The following is a 15,269-nucleotide window of genomic DNA, read 5'->3' as shown; positions in this document are numbered from 1 at the left end:
ACTATTAAGCACCAATCCTTGGAATAACACAAGCACAAATCCTTTCATTTCTGTGATGAAACCATAGTTTATCTCACCACTAACAAGTTAACTATGGCGTTCATTCGCAACTGCGTTATTACAGCAGTTATTGCTCTATGCATTTCATTAAATGCAAAAGCACAAACTGTTTATTATCCGTCCCGCTCTTCGCAATTGCTTAAGGCAACGGCAGAAGATGCTGCAATGCTTTTGCAGAAAGCTGTAAACGGAAGTAAGTTTATTACCCAGGCTTATACCACTATACCTTCTACAGGAATCATTTTTATTTATGATTCTACTATCACAGATAACCAGGCTTGCAAAGTAGAAAGTGATGGCGTTAATTATATCAGGTTTTCAGCTTTTGGCGACAATGGTTTACACTTTGGTATTTACCAGTTTCTACACCAGCAGGGTTTCAGGTTTTATCAACCGGGTTCTGTTTGGGAAATCACCCCTTCACTGGCATCCCCTTACAAAAAATCAGATACTACTTATACCTGCAGTTATAAATACAAAACCTGGTTTATCAGCGGTGGTCATAACCGTTGGATAATGGATAATAATGCAGCTTATGGCTGGGATGCATACTTTGGCGACAACGGGCATAACTGGGCTTTATACCAGCGCCGTAACGGAATGTTGGGAAGTGCACGTTTCACCGGGCATAGAGATGATGTAATGAGTGGTAACTACTTAGCCGCTTTGCAAAACAATCCTTGTTATGTAGCTAATTATAATGGTTCCAGGCAGGCCAATTCGCAATCAGTACCGGATATTTATAATCCGGCAGCCAAAGAATTATGGGCCAATGCTATTGAACAAAAATATACCCAGTATAAAAATAACATTTACAATAACACTACCCTGTACACTAACATTTACAGAAACTTCAGGTACAATTACGAAAATATTGGTATTGAAGTTCCCGATGGGGCAAAATTTGGTAACTCTAAAGAAAATGAGGTTTGCTCAGCAGCAGATTACCCGAAAGAAAGTGATCAGCATTTTGCATTGGCTAATTTCACCGCACAAAGTATACTGGCTAAATATCCTGATAAACATTTTCAGTTGTATGCCTATTCGGGCCATGCCGATGTACCAGCTGCATCAATTGTACTCAATAAAAATATCGACATACAAATAATACCAACAGTATACCAGATGGAAAGCAGTACCAATGGATTAAGAAACCGCTGGTATAACCGTTCTGCAAATGTTTCTGAATATCATTATCTAAATCTTTCCGGCTGGAGCGGAGAAACGCCTGCCTTTAAATGGAGCGATTTAAAAACAACATTACAAATTGCAAAAGAAAAAAAATCCCAGGGATTGATGTGGGAAGCATCGCCTGCAAAATTTGGCAGCCTTCCTGTTTTATTGGCCGCCAACAATTATTTAAAAGATAATATTGAGGTAGATAGTACCCTGAATGAATTTTGTAATAATATGTTTGGTGCAGCCAGTAACACCGTGTACAATATTTTTAAATTATGGGGCGAAGAAGAAACAGCACCCGATAAATATTCCATTCAATTATACCTGCAGTTACTGAACACTGCAGCGCAGCAAACACAAACTGCAACAGATGTGGTTAAAGAAAGATTACGTGAATTAAAGGCCTACCTGCATTATATGGTGTTGTATTTTAACCAGGGGGGCGATGACCAGGATAAAACTATTACAAAAACCGGCAGGGATGCAGCCCTGTGTATTTACCTGGCTAAAACAAATAAACTGCAGTTGGTAAACAGCTATTACCTGATTGCAACCATTGTAAGCAAATACGCTACCGGCAGCGATTTTTACGCTCAATATAATGTGGTAAACGGCACAGCTTACCAGGGAGGCAATTTACCTTTGATAACTGCGGCAGAAATTGAAAATGATTTTTTACAGGATGTAACTAAGTATGGTTATCAGTTAGAAGCATTTAAGTTGGAAAAAGCATCGTATGTAAAAGAACAGTTTAAAGCTGCCGGCATTACGCCCCTTGCAGTAATCAAAACAAAGATCGCCTATACTAACGGTATTAATTATTACAACAAAACATCGTTCAATATCATTGCACCTGCAGCAGGCAATTTTACCATACAGTATACACCTACGTTTGATATGGCAGGTAAAGGCTACATTAATTTTTTAGTAGAATCAACAGATAAAACTTTGCAGATAGTAAAAGATTTCAGCATCGATAATAATGCTGCTGCAGGGTCAGTTAAAATTGATCTTCCTGCAGCAGGTAATTATCTTTTAACTATTGTTTCCAAATACAAATCCGCTGTGGAATTAGCTATTACCACCAACGGTAATTATTTTTATAAGAATGGTTTATTCCTGGGTAATAAAACGGAGAGTTATAAAGCCGATCCGGCCAGTTTGCCGGGATATTTTTATGTGCCCGTTGGCCTCAGCCGGATCTACTGCAACGTAAACAGTTTTTCAGCAGGTAAATACGCATCGGCAGAAGCCATAAGCAACAACTTTAACATTAAAGACAATAACGGTAATGCAGTTCAGTTACATTTTGTAACCCCCAAAGATTCTTCATTATTGTATGTAGAAATACCGGAAGGCGCAGGCGGTACTTTCTGGCAGGCAACAACCATGGCGCAGTACACTTTGCAGTTCATCAACATCAGCAATGCCTTATGGTATGCCAATCGTAATGCCTGCAGCAGCGCAGCTTTTACTGCAACTGTTGTAAACCAGGATGGTAATTGTTTTACACGTTTAACAGCAACAGCAACTACGGCAAAGGCAACTGGCTTAAGCTGGGAAGTAAATGATTTGGGCCGCACTTTAAAATACAGCAATCAATCTGTAGTTGATCTGCCGGATTATATTTCTCCCAATGCAGTTATCACTTTAACTAACGGCACGGCTTGCAGCTTTACCAAAACCCTTAAAAGCGATGCACAATACCTGCGTGATAAGGAAGCATGTGCAAGTGGTGCCGCCAGGGCGGCCATTATTGCAACACCTGTATTGTATCCCAATCCCTCGGCCGGTGTTTTTAACTGTATGCAAAATGGTGCTGCTGCGGTTGCGGATGAAATCACTATTTACAACGCACTGGGCAACCAGGTAGGGAGTTTTAAAAATACCAGGCAATTTAATATCAGCCATGTTTCCGCCGGCTTATATGTTTACCGCATGGTCATTAAAGGAGAGGTGTACAAAGGCAAACTGCTTAAATCGTAAGATTTGCTCTAAAACGCTTATTACAACTAAATTTTATTACTTTTGCAGCCCAAAGTCAGGCCCCGTGCCTGACTAATAGTTTTACGTGTTTATGAGCCAGAAGGATAAAATAAATATTCAGCAATTACCAAAGCATATTGCCATCATTATGGATGGTAATGGCCGCTGGGCAAAAGAAAAAGGCGAAGACAGGCTTTTTGGCCACTTAAATGGGGTAGAAAGTGTACGTAATATTGTAGAAGGTGCCGCAGAACTGGGTATTCAATATATTACTTTATATGCTTTTAGTACCGAAAACTGGGACCGCCCCGCTTACGAAGTAACCGGCCTGATGGAATTGCTGGTAGAAACTATCCGCAAAGAGGTACCCACACTCAATAAAAATAATATCAGGCTTCATGTGATCGGCGATATCAGTATGTTACCCGAATCGGCCCGTAAGGAATTGGATGATGCCATACAGGAAACCAGTAAGAATAGTGGCTTAAACCTGGTAATGGCTTTAAGCTACAGCAGCCGCTGGGAAATAAATACAGCCATAAAAAATATAGCGGAAGATGTGAAGGCCAATAAGTTACAGCCCGAAGCCATCAACCAGCAGGTAATACAGCAATACCTGTGTACCCGTGATTTTCCCGATCCTGAATTAATGATAAGAACCAGTGGCGAATACCGGATCAGCAATTTTTTACTGTACCAGTTAGCTTATGCCGAATTGCATTTTACCAATACTTTGTGGCCCGACTTCAGGAAAGAAAATTTATATGAAGCCATCCTGGATTACCAAAGCCGGGAACGCAGGTTTGGGAAAACAAGCGAACAGGTAAAAAGTTAGAAGGTCAAAAGTTGAAAGACTGAATCACTAAACCTCTCAACCCCAAACTTCTAAACCAAAACTGACCAAGATTAACAAATAGTTTTAACTTAATGGGCTTAATTTGCCGCTCATAAAATACCAAATTGATGCGCCTGATTTACAAAAGGATTTTTTTTATTGTTACCATCTTATTCAGCAGCCAGTTTGTTGCAGCCCAGGTTGAAACACCCGTATCTGCCGATCCCGAATTACTGGGCATCTTTACTTCAAAAACACCAAAAGAATACACCATAGCCGGGATAACCGTTGGTGGTACTAAGGCTTTTGACGAAAATCTTATTATATCAATATCAGGTATTGCCGTAGGCGATAAAGTGCTGATACCCGGTACCGATGTATTCAGTAAAGCCATTGCCAAATTATGGAAGCAAAGCCTTATCTCTAATATTGAAATTTCTTTCACCAAATTAGAAGACAGAAATCTATACGTTCATTTTGAAATAACAGAAAGGCCAAGATTAGCGGAGTTTAAATTTGTGGGCCCTAAAAAAAGTGAAAGAGATGATCTTGAAACAAAAGTGCAACTGGTAAAAGAAAGAGTGGTAACTGAAAATATGAAACTGAGTGCGGTGGAAGCCATCAAGAAATTTTATTACGAAAAATCTTACCGCAATGTAGATGTGCAGATGAAAGAGGAAATAATGCCGGGTTTAAATAATGCGGTATCATTAACCTTCATTATCAATAAAGGCAGTAAAGTAAAAATAAATTCCATCAACTTCAGTGGCAACGAAACTATAGCGGAACAAAAGCTGAAAAAGCAAATGAAGGGCATCAAAGAAATGCCAAGGTTTACTTTGTATCCTATATCAGTAAAAAACCCTTACGGAGACACCACAAAAAAATTAACTTTTAAAGAATATATCAACAGCGCAGGATTTTTATCTCCGTCTAAAACAAAAGAAATACTTGATCCTTATGTTCGATTGAAATTAAGCTCCGGCAAATTCAGCGACAAAAAATTTGCAGAAGATAAAGAACATGTACTGGATTATTACAACTCACAAGGTTACAGGGATGTGGTAATTCTTGGTGATACCACTGTGTACGATGAAAAACATAACCTGAACGTTTTTGTAAAAGTAAACGAAGGAAATAAATATTACTTTGGCGATATCGTTTGGAAAGGCAATACCAAATATTCAGATTCCATATTGAATGTGGTATTGGGTATAAAAAAAGGCGATGTGTATAATATGGAATTGCTGAACAAACGCCTGGGTAAACAAATATCTGCCGAAGGTGGTGATGTGCAAAGTTTATACATGGATGATGGGTATCTGTTTTACAGGATAGACCCCGTGGAAACAGCGGTATACAATGATACCATCGATTTTGAAGTTCGAATGACTGAGGGGCCGCAGGCTACTTATGGTAACATCACTATTTCGGGAAATGATAAAACGAAAGATTATGTTATCCGTCGTGAATTAAGAACTATACCCGGTGAAAAATTCAGCCGTGCTGATATCATACGTACACAAAGGGAATTAGGGCAACTTGGATTTATCAATGCAGAAAAGATCAATCCTAATGTGGTGCCTAATGCAGATAATGGTACGGTGGATATTAACTGGGAAATTGAAGAAAAATCTGCCGATCAGCTCGAGCTTTCGGCGGGCTTTGGAGGGGGAATAGGCTTAACGGGAACGTTAGGTATTACCTTCAACAACTTCTCTATAAAAAATATTGGTAAAAAATCAACCTGGGATCCTTTACCATCAGGCGACGGACAGAAGCTGAGTGCAAGGATACAATCAAACGGTAAAGCATTCCGTTCCTATAATTTCTCTTTTACCGAACCCTGGTTAGGCGGTAAAAAACGTAACTCATTTACAATAGGGTATTCCAACACCCGTTATGCCAATGCATATAATCCTACTACCGGTGCATACGATAAAACTGCAGGTGATACATCTTATGTAAAAACCAGCAGCTTTACGGTATCATTAGGTAAGCAGTTAAAATGGCCTGATGACTTTTTTAACCTGATCTATGCATTAAATGTGCAGCAATATAAACTGAAAAATTACGCAAACATATTTGCAGGCTTAAGCAATGGTACCTCTACCAACGTAAGTTTAAAAATTGCATTGGTACGTAACTCAGCTGGTCCTAACCCAATCTTTCCAACAGGTGGTTCTAACTTTATGTTGAGCGGACAATTTACTTTACCTTACTCAGCATTAGGTATTACACCCAGTGCTTCCAATCCTTACGCCTTACCCGAATTTCATAAATGGCGTTTTAACGGCGAATGGTATGTACCAATCGGCAGGGCCAGGGGTGCTGAACATAACAAACAATTTATCTTAAAGGCGGCTGCTAAATATGGCTTTATCGGCAGGTACAATCCTAAATTACAGATCTCTCCGTTTGAGCGTTTTCAATTGGGAGATGCCGGCTTAAGCAACAGCTACGCATTATTGGGGTATGATATTATTGCACATCGTGGTTACCCGGTGTACAATTCATCTGATCCAAAGATCAATCCTGAAACCGTTTCATCCAACCAGTATTTTACCATATTTAATAAATACACCATGGAGCTGCGTTATCCGTTCAGCACCAGTGCCAGCAGTACTATTTATGGATTGGCTTTCTTTGAAGCGGCTAATGGATGGTATGATTTTAAAAGCTATAATCCTTTTAAATTACGCCGCTCTGCAGGTGTGGGCATGCGCTTTTTCTTACCAATGTTTGGTTTGCTGGGATTTGATTATGGTATAGGTTTTGACAGGTACACACAATCCGGCGGATTAAAAGGCGCAGGTAAATTTACCTTTATGCTGGGCCAGGAACCGGAATAAGATTGCAGATATCAGATTTGCTCTCTTGAATTTATAAAACTTGCATACTTTTAAAGCCGTAATAAAAACTTGAAATTATGAAGAAGATACTTTTTCTTGCTGCTTGCAGCTTGTTGCTTGCTACTGCTTCACAGGCGCAACGTTATGCAGTTATTGATTCTAAATATATTTTGGAAAAATTAACCGACTATAAGGATGCCCAGAAAAAACTGGACCAATTCAGTGAACAATGGCAGCAGGAAATTGATCAGAAACAAACCCTGGTTGATAAAATGATTAAAGATTATGATGCAGAGCAGGTGATGTTGAGCGATGAATTGAAGAAGAAAAGAGAAGATGAGTTATACAATAAAGAAAAGGAATTAAGAGACCTGCAAAAGAAACGCTTTGGTTTTGAAGGAGATCTGTTTAAAAAAAGGCAGGAGCTGATAAAACCTATACAGGACAGGGTGTACAACGCCGTACAGAAACTGGCGGTAGACAGGCAATATGATTTTATATTGGATAAAAGTGAAGGAATTACCGTTATCTTTGCCGACCCTAAATTGGATAAGAGCGACGAAGTGCTGAGGAACCTGGGTGTTAAATAAACTGTTAATACTTGGCTGCAGTGCAGCTAAAACCATACAAAAACAAACTATAAAAAGTAAACATTAAACAAAACAATGAAAAAGTTAATCGTAGCTGGTGTAATGGCGTTAGGATTTTTAAGTGCCTCAGCACAAACAAAAATTGGTTATATAAACCTTGATGAAGTAATTGGTGCGATGCCCGAAACAGCAGTTGCCAACAAAGAATTACAGGAATTCCAGGAATCTTTAGTAAAAGCAGGGGAAGACCTGGAAAAAGAAGCCAACGAAAAAATTAAAAAATTCGGAGAAGATTCGGCTAAAATGACTCCGAGCATGAAAGAAATAAAAAGGCAGGAATTGATTGAACTGGTACAAAAAGTACAAGGCTACAATAATGATGCCCAGGAAAAAGCTAAAGCAGAAGCACAAAGGAAATTTACTCCTATTCAGCAAAAAGCAATTGAAACCATCAAAACCGTAGCTAAGAAAAACGGCTATGCTTATGTGTTAGATTTTAATTCTTTACTGGTTATGCCTCCTGCTGATGATCTTTTGGGATTGGTTAAAAAAGAACTGGGTATTAAAGATACTCCACCGGTTACACCGCCTGCAACAAAAGCACCTGCAAAAACGGGTAATTAATTCGCAACAAAATATTTATAAAAGCCATTCCGTTTACCGGGATGGCTTTTGTATTTTTGGTATATGAATAAAGGCCCCATTGGTGTATTCGACAGCGGTTATGGCGGATTAACTGTTTTAAAAGAAATAGTGGATCAGCTGCCGCAATATGACTATCTGTATTTAGGCGATAATGCCCGTGCACCTTATGGCACCCGTAGCTTTGAAACAGTGTACCAATACACCCTGGAATGTGTGCAATGGTTTTTCAGCCAGGGCTGTTCATTGGTGATACTGGCCTGCAATACCGCCTCTGCAAAAGCTTTACGTTCAATACAGCAAAACGACCTGCCAAAAATTGATGCGGCCAAAAGAGTATTGGGTGTAATAAGGCCCACAACGGAAATAATCGGAAGTTTTTCCAAAACCAATGCTGTGGGTATTTTGGGTACCAACGGAACGGTACAATCAGGCTCTTACCCGATAGAAATAACCCGTTTTTATCCTGGTGTAAAAGTATACCAGCAAGCCTGCCCGATGTGGGTGCCATTGATTGAAAATAATGAACACCAATCTGCCGGAGCCGATTATTTTGTACAAAAGGAGATAGGTAAATTACTGCAGCAATCACCGGATATTGATACCATCTTACTGGCCTGTACTCACTATCCCTTGCTGATGAATAAGATACAACAGTTTACGCCTCAGGGAATCAAAATACTGTCGCAGGGAAAAATTGTGGCCGACAGCCTGAACGAATACCTGGGCCGCCACCCCGAAATGGAAGCCAGGTGCAGCAAAAACGGGCAGTTGTCTTTTTTTACTACAGATTCTACTGAAGATTTTGATAATCATGCCACCAATTTCTACGGAAAGCCAGTAAAATCAAGCCATTTGCAGCTTTGAGGCATAAAAAATCTGCCATCTGCCATCAAAAATCTAAAATTTTACCCTACCTTCGCCGTCCTTTCACAATCAGCAGGGATGGTGCCCTGATGTAAGTTGTAGAAAAATCATTTTTGTAAAGGAAAAAATTTAAAACAATGCCAGGTAAAAAAAGAACGTATCAGCCCCATAAACGCCGTAGAAAATCAGTACACGGTTTCCGTAAGCGTATGGAAAGCGCCAATGGACGTAAAGTTTTAGCAAGCCGCAGAAAGAAAGGACGCCATAAACTTACCGTTTCCAGCGAACGTGGTGATAAAAAATAAGATAACGGGTTCTGTATAAGAATCCGGCTAAAATAAATTAGTCCCCCGATTTATCGGGGGACTTTTTAATTTTGAATAATTGGAACAACAACAACGATACACTTTAGGTAAAAGGGATAAACTTAAAAGCGCTAAAGCTATTGAGCAATTATTCAAAGAAGGGAAGTCGTTTTCCCTATTTCCATTCAGGGTTTTGTACCTGGAGGCTCCTGCTTCCAGTCTTTTACAACCATCTAAAAATCACACGGAAGCCCGAGCATCCGTGCTACAAACCGCTTTCAGCGTCAGCAAAAAATATTTTAAAAAAGCTGTTGACAGAAACCGTATTAAAAGATTAATGAGAGAAGCCTGGCGCCTGCAGAAAAATGGTTTGGCCAATACAGTAAATAAAGGAAGTAAAGATTTAAAAGTATTTATAATTTACACCGGTAACGAACTACCGGAATATAATGTGGTTTCTGAAAAAACAGCAGCAGTAATAAAGCGGTTAATAAAAATTTGTAATGAAGCAATTGTTACTAATACTTAGCTTTCCATTTATCGTTCTGATAAAACTATACCAATGGATCATCTCGCCATGGCTGGGTAACAAGTGCCGGTACACGCCTACCTGTTCGCATTATGGTATTGAAGCATTAAAAAAATACGGGCCAGTAAAAGGTCTGTGGTTAACTATTAAAAGAATTTCGAAATGTCATCCATGGGGCGGACATGGCTACGATCCGGTACCCTGAGTTACCTGGAAGCCCTCCCGGGAACGACTTCCATGGACCGGGATCTATATAATCTGCCTTTTTGTTTGTTGTTCTGCCGCCTTCTTCTTTCTTCTCCTCACAAAAAACCATATAAGCCCACCCAGGCCTGCAATACCTGCAACATAAAACAAACTCACTTTTATATAATGATTGCGCTTGTATGCTTTGGCATCAGCCACTAATTGTTTATTTACAATACTATCGGTATTGCCTTCGTGTACAATATCGTTGGCATTAGATAATTCTTTCTGTGTATAGTAAATAGAATCATGCTTTACGCCATTAAGGATAATAACATAATCAGGCGCATAGTAATTATGAAAAAAAATAGTATCTGTAGATTTTTTACTGGCATTATTGATGCCCCAAAATGAATAGGAATAAGGCGCACCATGACTTGCAGCCATATAAAAAGAAGAATCTTCAGTTACCGCATCAGCCTTATCACTCCTTTCCATTGCCCAGTAAAAAGTATAACCCGCAATGCTCTTAACCCCCTGGAAGCTGACTTTACTTTCATACATTTCAGCCTTTCCGGGAGTGTCAGCAAATAAACTGACACAACAAAAAACAGCGGCAATAAACGTAATGATCCTTTTATACATCAGCATAGTTTGATACAAGATATCATAAAACTAAAAAAGCTGCAACATTAGTTACAGCTTTTATTATAAATCAGTAAATAAGGAAAAGAAAATTATTACTGCAATCTACTCCGCAATTAGTTCACGCTTTAGCGGGGCAGAGCGGGCTCTTATGCACCGAACCTTTCAGCTACTTTATTCCAGTTTACCACGTTCCAGAATGCGGCTAAATAATCAGCACGGCGGTTCTGGTATTTTAAGTAGTACGCATGTTCCCAAACATCACAACCTAAGATGGGCGTGCCTTTTACGTCAGCAATTTCCATTAACGGGTTATCCTGGTTAGGAGTAGAAGAAATTTCTAATTTACCATCTTTAACAGTCAGCCATGCCCAACCGCTTCCGAATCTCGTCATACCAGCTGCAGCAAATTTTTCTTTAAAGGCATCAAAGCTTCCAAAAGCAGCGGTGATAGCATCAGCTAATTTTCCTGAAGGTCTACCACCTGCGTTAGGAGCAAGGCTCTCCCAGAAAAAACTGTGGTTCCAATGGCCACCGCCATTGTTGCGAACGGCAGGAGAAATAGAACCGGCGTGCTTTACAAGGTCTTCTAAACTTTTATTTTCATGTTCTGTGCCGGCAATGGCTTTGTTTAAATTATCCACGTAAGCCTGGTGGTGCTTACCGTGATGTATCTGCATAGTGGTGGTGTCGATATGTGGCTCCAGTGCTTCGTGTGCGTAGGGCAGAGCCGGTAATGTAAATGCCATAGATTTAAATTTTTATGATAGTGTTATGAAATATAGACGACAAATTTACGTTATTGGTTTCCGATTCAATTATAAAATGAAAGAAATTGTAATACTACTGGTTACGTTTTTGGGAATTTGTAAAGGCTTTTCACAAAGCCCCGACGGTAGTATTGCGCCCGATAGTGTAAAAATAGCAGCTCAAAAATCAGTTCCGGATTCTCTGCCTGTAAAAGAAAAAGCATCCGTTAAATTATTCCCCAATCCTGCTAAAAACAAGGCAGAGCTTGAAGTACGTGGCTTTGAGGCGGGAGTAATTAAGCTACAAATTGCTGATGTAAATGGTAAATTAATAAGGGACGACCAGCGCTTGCTGGTTAATGGCAATGAAAATATAGTGATCATGTTTGCATTGCAGCCCGGTATTTATTTTATTGTGGTAAAACAAAAAGACCGCTTCGTTAAGAAAAAAATGATCGTTCAATAAGTTATCTTCTTGCCTTAAAAAAAGTCTTCATCAATCCTGCACATTCTACTTTTAAAATACCACCCGTCAATTCAGTCTTCGGATGAAAGGGATTATTCGCCCCGGTAGCTCTTCTGTAACTGTTCTTCTCATCATCAGCCCCGTAAACAATTTTGCCGATCTTACTCCAGTATAAAGCGCCGCTGCACATCAGGCAGGGCTCAAGCGTTACATATAAAGTTGCTTCCGGTAAATACTTGCTGCCTAAAAAATTAAAGGCCGTGGTAAGGGCAAGAATTTCTGCATGCGCCGTACTATCGTTTAATAATTCCACCTGGTTATGGGCCCGGGCAATAATTTTATCCTGCATCACCACAATGGCACCTACGGGTACTTCCCCGGCATCAAAAGCCTTTTGTGCTTCTTTAAGTGCCTGTTGCATGTATTGTTCGTCTGTCATATCCCTGCTGCCCTGGCCCATGAAGGTAACCTGGGCTTTTAAATTTTATAGTAATTACAATTATCCGTTTCTCTTTTCTACCTTGCTGCAAATTTAGTTGTAATGGCAAACATAAATCAACTTTCGGCAATGCGGAGCTATTTTGAAAGCGGTGCTACAAAATCATATGCTTTTCGTAAGGAACAATTACAAAAACTAAGAACCGCTTTATTAAAATATGAGGCCGCATTGCACACCGCATTATATACCGATCTTAAAAAAAGCCCTGAAGAATGCTGGGTTACCGAAACCGGTTTTTTACTGAGCGAAATAAATGCCACACTCAAAAATTTAAAAAAATGGATGACAGATGATTTGGTGAGTACCAATTTACTCAACGTACCATCCACAAGTTTTGTGATGAAAGAACCATTGGGTGTGGTGTTGATCATTGGCCCATGGAATTATCCTTTGCAATTATTATTTACACCACTGGTGGGCGCCATTGCCGCCGGCAATTGCTGTGTATTAAAAGCTTCTGAATTTGCGCCGGCAACCGGTGCGGTGATGCAACAACTGATTGCAGCAACTTTTTCTCCTGAATTTATTTTGTTTACTGAAGGTGATGGAGCAACTGTTATTCCGGAGATGATGAACAACTTTGGTTTTGACCATGTTTTTTATACCGGCAGCACAGCAGTAGGAAAAATAATTTATAAAATGGCAGCAGAAAGATTAGTGCCGGTGACATTGGAACTTGGAGGTAAAAGTCCCTGTGTTGTGGAAAGTGATGCCAATATAAAAGTTGCAGCCAAAAGAATTGCTATGACCAAATACAGCAATGCCGGCCAAATGTGTGTGGCTCCCGATTATGTGCTGGTACATGAAAGTAAAAAACAAGCATTGATTGCGGCATTAAAAACCACCATCGAAAAATTTTTTGGCGATAAAGCTGAAGAGAATTACAACTATGGTAAGATCATTAATGAAAGACAATTTAACAGGCTGGTAAATTATCTGCAACAAGGCAATATTTTGCATGGTGGCAGAACTGATAAAGACAAATTATTTATTGCACCTACAGTGATGGACAACGTAAGCCTGGATGCTGCAATTATGCAGGATGAAATTTTTGGCCCGGTATTGCCCATCATTTCATTCCGTACAAAAGAGGAAGCATTGCAAATAATAGCACAACATAAAAATCCATTGGCGTTTTATATTTTCACTTCCAGTAGTGCAAAAGAAAAAGACTGGCTGAACAGTGTGGCTTTTGGCGGTGGCTGCGTAAACAATGCCAGCTGGCATTTAACCAATCATCACCTGCCGTTTGGCGGCCGGGGATTCAGCGGCACCGGTAGTTACCATGGCAAAAATTCTTTTGACACATTCAGCCATAAAAAAGCGGTGATGAAAACACCCACCTGGTTTGATCCCTCCATAAAGTATCCGCCGTTTAAAGGAAAATTAAAATTGTTTAAATGGGTAGTTAAGTAAAGGATAATTGAAAATGGAGAGAATAGTTACAGCTTTATTTTTTAGGGTGCTTTTTTTTTGCCTGTAGTGAAAAAGGTAAGAAAGCCGGTGACAATATGCCTGCAGCAATGAACGATACATTTGCTTTTTATGGAGAGGAGGATAGTATTCCGCTTCTGCCTGGGTTTGGAGTTGATACGATAAAGTACTATGATAAATCAACTGATTATACAGAAACGCTTATCTGCCCCTATCTAAAAGAGAAAGAGTATAACCAGGTAAATGAAGTTGTAAAAAAGGAAATAAAAAGAAAGGCAGCTCTTTGTTATTTGGATACTACCTACAATGAAGCAACTGATACAAGCAAAGAAGTATTTGGGTTTACTATAGACAATATGCTGCTACAAATGTATAAAAATAGAAACCTGGTAAGTTATGGGTTCTTAAGTATATCTAATGAACCAAATCAAACGAGACCTTTTCGAAAATATTTCTCAGTTAACTATGATACAATTAAGAAGCAATTTATTTACTTCAGCGACTATTTTAAAATTAACAGCTCATCAGATTCCGCTTTTCTTAAATCGCTTATTTACGGAGATGTTGGAAATACTGATTTAAGTTTGTATAGTCTTAACAATGCCATCAACTTTTCATTTAATGATCAGTATGTTTACTTCTATTTTGATATGTTTGGCGAAACAGCAATTCCTATGGGGTTAGTTAAGCAAGTAAAAAGAAAGTATATAGTTCAGTTAATTAATGAAGCGTACAAATGAAAAAACTAAAACGTTTCTTTTTTGTTATACTGGTACTGATTGGCATATTTGCCATTTATGTAGCAATTATAAACCGCAACTCTAAAAATATGACTTACCGACAAAAAGTATTAAAAGCAGTTTACCCGGCATTAATGTGGTTTACTAAACTAACAGGAAAAAATGCCACAGCATTATCCAGCATTAAAGAACCTCCGGTTCCTTTTTATACGCAGCAAGCTATTTTGATTAATGGCGAAACCATTGATTTCGGCAGCTTTAAAGGAAAGAAGGTATTATTGGTAAATACTGCCAGCGATTGCGGTTATACTAATCAATATGATGACCTGCAAAAACTTTACGAAGCGTATAAAGACAAATTAGTGGTGTTGGGTTTTCCTGCCAATGATTTTAAAGAACAGGAAAAAGGAACCGATAAAGAGATCGCTGAATTTTGTAAAGTAAACTTTGGGGTCACATTTCCATTAATGCAAAAAAGTATTGTTGTTAAATCGCCGCAACAGAATCCTGTTTTTCAATGGTTGACCGAAGCATCTAAAAATGGTTGGAACGATAAAGCGCCTACCTGGAATTTTTCTAAATATTTAGTGAACGAAAAAGGCATACTGACGAATTATTTCGATCCTTCTGTATCGCCCTTAAGCGAAGCAGTTACAAAAGCTATTGAATAAATACAATAACTTTGACAACCGCTTTACAAAGCCT

Annotated in this window: 16 protein-coding genes; 13 read left to right on the top strand and 3 right to left on the bottom strand. The window is 39.1% G+C overall.

Annotation, left to right across the window (positions count from 1 at the left end; genetic code table 11):
* Positions 1–93 precede the first annotated feature (93 nt).
* The 9 genes from ACYVM0_RS23400 (at position 94) to yidD (ending at position 10,050) form a co-directional block, all read left to right on the top strand.
* The gene (locus ACYVM0_RS23400) at positions 94–3,225 is read left to right on the top strand and encodes a DUF4838 domain-containing protein (protein WP_460561225.1); all 3,132 of its coding nucleotides are present in this window, start codon (positions 94–96) and stop codon (positions 3,223–3,225) included.
* A gap of 91 nt (positions 3,226–3,316) precedes the next feature.
* Positions 3,317–4,060 (top strand): undecaprenyl diphosphate synthase family protein, encoded by a 744-nt coding sequence (locus tag ACYVM0_RS23395; protein WP_460561223.1) that lies wholly within the window; start codon positions 3,317–3,319, stop codon positions 4,058–4,060.
* A 128-nt stretch (positions 4,061–4,188) separates the two neighbouring features.
* Positions 4,189–6,912 (top strand): BamA/OMP85 family outer membrane protein, encoded by a 2,724-nt coding sequence (locus ACYVM0_RS23390; protein WP_460561221.1) that lies wholly within the window; start codon positions 4,189–4,191, stop codon positions 6,910–6,912.
* Positions 6,913–6,989: 77 nt separating this feature from the next.
* Positions 6,990–7,502: an OmpH/Skp family outer membrane protein gene (locus tag ACYVM0_RS23385; protein ID WP_460561219.1), complete on the top strand. Its 513-nt coding sequence runs from the start codon at positions 6,990–6,992 to the stop codon at positions 7,500–7,502.
* 75 nt (positions 7,503–7,577) lie between these two features.
* Positions 7,578–8,126: an OmpH/Skp family outer membrane protein gene (locus ACYVM0_RS23380; RefSeq protein WP_430988000.1), complete on the top strand. Its 549-nt coding sequence runs from the start codon at positions 7,578–7,580 to the stop codon at positions 8,124–8,126.
* Between the two features lie 63 nt (positions 8,127–8,189).
* Positions 8,190–9,011 carry a glutamate racemase gene (gene murI, locus ACYVM0_RS23375; RefSeq protein WP_460561216.1) on the top strand — a complete coding sequence of 274 codons (822 nt, stop codon included), beginning with the start codon at positions 8,190–8,192 and terminating at the stop codon, positions 9,009–9,011.
* Positions 9,012–9,148: 137 nt separating this feature from the next.
* Complete coding sequence (rpmH, locus tag ACYVM0_RS23370; RefSeq protein ID WP_430987998.1) at positions 9,149–9,316, top strand: 50S ribosomal protein L34; 168 nt, start codon at positions 9,149–9,151, stop codon at positions 9,314–9,316.
* 79 nt (positions 9,317–9,395) lie between these two features.
* A complete protein-coding gene (gene rnpA / locus ACYVM0_RS23365; RefSeq protein WP_460561214.1) occupies positions 9,396–9,845 on the top strand; it encodes a ribonuclease P protein component in 450 nt (149 codons plus the stop codon).
* Positions 9,820–10,050 carry a membrane protein insertion efficiency factor YidD gene (gene yidD / locus ACYVM0_RS23360; protein ID WP_430987996.1) on the top strand — a complete coding sequence of 77 codons (231 nt, stop codon included), beginning with the start codon at positions 9,820–9,822 and terminating at the stop codon, positions 10,048–10,050. Before rnpA ends, yidD begins: the two co-directional genes overlap by 26 nt.
* 44 nt (positions 10,051–10,094) lie before the next feature.
* On the opposite strand, the gene ACYVM0_RS23355 is transcribed toward yidD, so the two are convergent.
* A complete protein-coding gene (locus ACYVM0_RS23355; RefSeq protein ID WP_460561211.1) occupies positions 10,095–10,676 on the bottom strand; it encodes an LPXTG cell wall anchor domain-containing protein in 582 nt (193 codons plus the stop codon).
* Between the two features lie 149 nt (positions 10,677–10,825).
* Positions 10,826–11,425 carry a superoxide dismutase gene (locus ACYVM0_RS23350; protein ID WP_460561209.1) on the bottom strand — a complete coding sequence of 200 codons (600 nt, stop codon included), beginning with the start codon at positions 11,423–11,425 and terminating at the stop codon, positions 10,826–10,828.
* A gap of 76 nt (positions 11,426–11,501) precedes the next feature.
* On the opposite strand from ACYVM0_RS23350, the gene ACYVM0_RS23345 reads away from it, so the two are divergent.
* Positions 11,502–11,891, top strand: coding sequence for a T9SS type A sorting domain-containing protein (locus tag ACYVM0_RS23345; protein ID WP_460561207.1), 390 nt, complete (start codon positions 11,502–11,504; stop codon positions 11,889–11,891).
* 1 nt (position 11,892) lies between these two features.
* On the opposite strand, the gene ACYVM0_RS23340 is transcribed toward ACYVM0_RS23345, so the two are convergent.
* Positions 11,893–12,351, bottom strand: a complete 459-nt coding sequence (locus tag ACYVM0_RS23340; RefSeq protein ID WP_460561205.1) for a nucleoside deaminase — start codon at positions 12,349–12,351, stop codon at positions 11,893–11,895.
* An 81-nt stretch (positions 12,352–12,432) separates the two neighbouring features.
* Between ACYVM0_RS23340 and ACYVM0_RS23335 the strand changes: the two genes are divergently transcribed.
* From ACYVM0_RS23335 to ACYVM0_RS23325, 3 genes are all read left to right on the top strand, one after another.
* Positions 12,433–13,806, top strand: a complete 1,374-nt coding sequence (locus ACYVM0_RS23335) for an aldehyde dehydrogenase (RefSeq protein WP_460561203.1) — start codon at positions 12,433–12,435, stop codon at positions 13,804–13,806.
* Positions 13,807–13,913: 107 nt separating this feature from the next.
* The gene (locus ACYVM0_RS23330) at positions 13,914–14,564 is read left to right on the top strand and encodes a hypothetical protein (protein WP_460561200.1); all 651 of its coding nucleotides are present in this window, start codon (positions 13,914–13,916) and stop codon (positions 14,562–14,564) included.
* A complete protein-coding gene (locus ACYVM0_RS23325) occupies positions 14,561–15,235 on the top strand; it encodes a glutathione peroxidase (RefSeq protein ID WP_460561198.1) in 675 nt (224 codons plus the stop codon). The genes ACYVM0_RS23330 and ACYVM0_RS23325 overlap by 4 nt, the downstream gene beginning before the upstream one ends.
* Positions 15,236–15,269: the final 34 nt, after the last annotated feature.

This window comes from Ferruginibacter profundus, from assembly GCF_054783275.1.
Note: the sequence above shows the minus strand (reverse complement) of the source record. Positions and strands in the feature narration are given on the sequence as shown.

What these genes read in the sequence shown, in the direction of transcription:
- ACYVM0_RS23400 (WP_460561225.1), top strand. Translation starts at nt 94, where the DNA reads ATGGCGTTCATTCGCAACTGCGTTATTACAGCAGTTATTGCTCTATGC.
- ACYVM0_RS23395 (WP_460561223.1), top strand. Translation starts at nt 3,317, where the DNA reads ATGAGCCAGAAGGATAAAATAAATATTCAGCAATTACCAAAGCATATT.
- ACYVM0_RS23390 (WP_460561221.1), top strand. Translation starts at nt 4,189, where the DNA reads ATGCGCCTGATTTACAAAAGGATTTTTTTTATTGTTACCATCTTATTC.
- ACYVM0_RS23385 (WP_460561219.1), top strand. Translation starts at nt 6,990, where the DNA reads ATGAAGAAGATACTTTTTCTTGCTGCTTGCAGCTTGTTGCTTGCTACT.
- ACYVM0_RS23380 (WP_430988000.1), top strand. Translation starts at nt 7,578, where the DNA reads ATGAAAAAGTTAATCGTAGCTGGTGTAATGGCGTTAGGATTTTTAAGT.
- murI (WP_460561216.1), top strand. Translation starts at nt 8,190, where the DNA reads ATGAATAAAGGCCCCATTGGTGTATTCGACAGCGGTTATGGCGGATTA.
- rpmH (WP_430987998.1), top strand. Translation starts at nt 9,149, where the DNA reads ATGCCAGGTAAAAAAAGAACGTATCAGCCCCATAAACGCCGTAGAAAA.
- yidD (WP_430987996.1), top strand. Translation starts at nt 9,820, where the DNA reads ATGAAGCAATTGTTACTAATACTTAGCTTTCCATTTATCGTTCTGATA.
- ACYVM0_RS23355 (WP_460561211.1), bottom strand. Translation starts at nt 10,676, where the DNA reads ATGTATAAAAGGATCATTACGTTTATTGCCGCTGTTTTTTGTTGTGTC.
- ACYVM0_RS23350 (WP_460561209.1), bottom strand. Translation starts at nt 11,425, where the DNA reads ATGGCATTTACATTACCGGCTCTGCCCTACGCACACGAAGCACTGGAG.
- ACYVM0_RS23345 (WP_460561207.1), top strand. Translation starts at nt 11,502, where the DNA reads ATGAAAGAAATTGTAATACTACTGGTTACGTTTTTGGGAATTTGTAAA.
- ACYVM0_RS23340 (WP_460561205.1), bottom strand. Translation starts at nt 12,351, where the DNA reads ATGGGCCAGGGCAGCAGGGATATGACAGACGAACAATACATGCAACAG.
- ACYVM0_RS23335 (WP_460561203.1), top strand. Translation starts at nt 12,433, where the DNA reads ATGGCAAACATAAATCAACTTTCGGCAATGCGGAGCTATTTTGAAAGC.
- ACYVM0_RS23330 (WP_460561200.1), top strand. Translation starts at nt 13,914, where the DNA reads ATGAACGATACATTTGCTTTTTATGGAGAGGAGGATAGTATTCCGCTT.
- ACYVM0_RS23325 (WP_460561198.1), top strand. Translation starts at nt 14,561, where the DNA reads ATGAAAAAACTAAAACGTTTCTTTTTTGTTATACTGGTACTGATTGGC.